The organism is Leptolyngbya sp. ST-U4 (genome assembly GCF_039962215.1).
In the GTDB taxonomy this organism is placed as follows: domain Bacteria; phylum Cyanobacteriota; class Cyanobacteriia; order Elainellales; family Elainellaceae; genus Leptolyngbya_A.
On record NZ_JAMPKZ010000085.1, the window covers coordinates 1 to 2,349 of the forward strand.

General features: G+C 46.1%; 3 protein-coding genes. All 3 read left to right on the plus strand.

Annotation, left to right across the window (positions count from 1 at the left end; all coding sequences use genetic code 11):
• Positions 1–252: 252 nt before the first annotated feature.
• Complete coding sequence (locus tag NDA02_RS28200; protein WP_348256292.1) at positions 253–1,113, plus strand: oxidoreductase; 861 nt, start codon at positions 253–255, stop codon at positions 1,111–1,113.
• Positions 1,114–1,512: 399 nt separating this feature from the next.
• The gene (locus NDA02_RS28205) at positions 1,513–1,890 is read left to right on the plus strand and encodes a hypothetical protein (protein ID WP_348256293.1); all 378 of its coding nucleotides are present in this window, start codon (positions 1,513–1,515) and stop codon (positions 1,888–1,890) included.
• 84 nt (positions 1,891–1,974) lie between these two features.
• On the plus strand, positions 1,975–2,349 hold a 375-nt coding region (locus NDA02_RS28210), incomplete at its 3' end, for a RidA family protein (RefSeq protein ID WP_348256294.1).

Genomic DNA, 2,349 nt, shown 5'->3' on the forward strand with positions numbered 1-2,349 from the left:
CGTTTCCCAGAGCAATCGGATTGGTCGTCGGTGATCTCGTCAGTTCATTGCTGAAGGTCAATCTTGATTGAAACAGGAGAAACAAAATGATACTGCAAGATAAAGTGGCGTTAGTTACAGGCGGCACATCGGGAATTGGTAGAGCAACGGCGATCGCATTCCTGAACCACAGCAACGCTTGGCCTTGGAGTATAGACCCTAGTTTAGAGCGGTGTAGATCTAGATTACAAGTTGTCAACTGGAAAGAAGCAAATGAACAATACTGATAAAGTTTGGTTGATTACTGGAAGTTCCACAGGATTGGGGCATGCTTTGGCGCAAGCCGTGCTAGAGCGTGGATATTATTTAGTTGCAACTGCCCGTCAGCCTGAACAATTAAAAGAACTGAGCGATCGCTATCCGGATCGGGTCACGACGATCGCGCTTGATGTCACTAATGCTCAATCGATTCAGCAAGCTGTAGAAGCTGCATTGAACGCTTACAATCGCATTGATGTACTCGTCAACAATGCGGGTTACGGTACAGTAGGCGCGATCGAAGAAGTGACCGACGATGATATCAGACGGCAGTTCGATACGAATCTATTTGGTGCAATCAATGTGACTCGTGCAATTTTGCCAACCCTGCGTGAACAGCGAAGCGGTCATATCCTCAACATTTCTTCGGCGAATGGGATTAGCGCGTTTGCAGGAGTGGGAATTTATAGTGCAACAAAATTTGCTTTAGAAGCAATTTTTGAAGCGCTGGCACAAGAAGTGAAGCCGTTGGGGATTAAAGTCACAATTATTGAACCTGGCTCCTCTCGAACGAATTTTAGTAGTCGAGCGCTTTCCACACTATCCCACCAAATTAATGACTATGCTCAAACGAGTGGCAAAATAGTGCAACGGCTTCAGGAGAGGGATGGCAAACAACCTAATGATCCGGCGAAGGCAGCAGCAGCAATGATTCGAGTGGTTGAGAGTGACAATCCACCCTTGCGCTTAGCATTAGGCGAAGATTCAGTGAGTTTGATTACTCAAAAACTCGAATCGATGAAAGCTGAATTAGAGGCATGGAAAGACGTGTCGATGAATACAGCGTTTGAAGAAGTAAAAGCGAGTGCGGAGTAGCCTCCTTTCTAAATCATGAATTGACAGAAGACTCACTGCACCCGTTTCAACAGATACGAACCATTCCAGACTTTCACTCAGAGTTGCTCCGTTCAGTAGTAGAGGGTGACACGGCTTGGGCTGAGTGGTACTGGTTCGGCACCCATCGTAATGGTTACGCAGTTTGATATGCGCGGCGTGAGTATTGTTGGTGTACAAGTGGATCAGATCAAGTGGGCACGCTTGTATATGGCACCTGTATCAGCGAGTAGAGAATAACCTGTAAACTCAGCAGGAGATTTCATTCTCATTCCTCTTGGTACTCTCCATCAACACCAAAACCTGATCAAGCATTTTGTTGCACAGGTCAATGACATTTTTAAAACTGAAAAATCACGACAAGAATTACTGGAGAAAAAAATGAAACGATTTACTTTGTTTACTTTCCTGTATCTCGCGCTGGGAGTTTGTCTGACAGCGATCGCGCTTGGATACCCAAACCTGCCTTCGGGTCTTCAAACCAGCCTGTTCATCAATGCAGGATTATCCTACCTTGTTTGTATTCTCAGTACCTTCTCATTTTGGCGGGAGGCGACGATCCGCTTCTATCGCAGGCGGAATTCAGCAGTCATTTTACCCTGGTTGGTGATTGGATTCACTATTGTTTGGATGATCTGGGAAGTTCAGAGTCAGAACTGGGCAATGGAAGCCATGTTACAAGCGTTTTCGACGCTATTAGTTGTCTTAGTGTTTGCAGAAATCATTGTGATGACATGGCAAGTGAATTCTGAACATTAATGCCTGAATTGAATGACTTTGCGAACTCGCCTTGGCCAAAGAATTTGACAAATCGTTGTAAGAATTTGAAAGAAAAGAAACACCATGAATAAGCCCGAGTTTTTTGTTACCCCCGGTTATGGGGAATACATGCTGAATAACTTGCATTACTCGCAAGCCGTAAAAATTGGCGATCGCGTGGAGATATCCGGTCAAGGTGGCTGGGATGACAATCTGCAAATTCCCGAATCGCTCGCGGACGAGATCGCTCAAGCGTTTCAGAACATAGAGCGAACCTTGGCAACTGCCGGGGCGGGCTGGGAGCATGTTGTCCATGTCAATTCTTACCATGTTGGTGGGTTACCCTCAGAAGTTAATGAGGTGATGGTCAGGCTATATCGCCATTACATGCCCAACCATGCCCCAATTTGGACACAGGTAGGAGTCGCGGCGCTTGGGCTGCCAACGATGCGGATTGAA

Bases quoted from the DNA above. Each gene is read 5' to 3' on its own strand.
- NDA02_RS28200 (WP_348256292.1), top strand. From the start codon at position 253: ATGAACAATACTGATAAAGTTTGGTTGATTACTGGAAGTTCCACAGGA.
- NDA02_RS28205 (WP_348256293.1), top strand. From the start codon at position 1,513: ATGAAACGATTTACTTTGTTTACTTTCCTGTATCTCGCGCTGGGAGTT.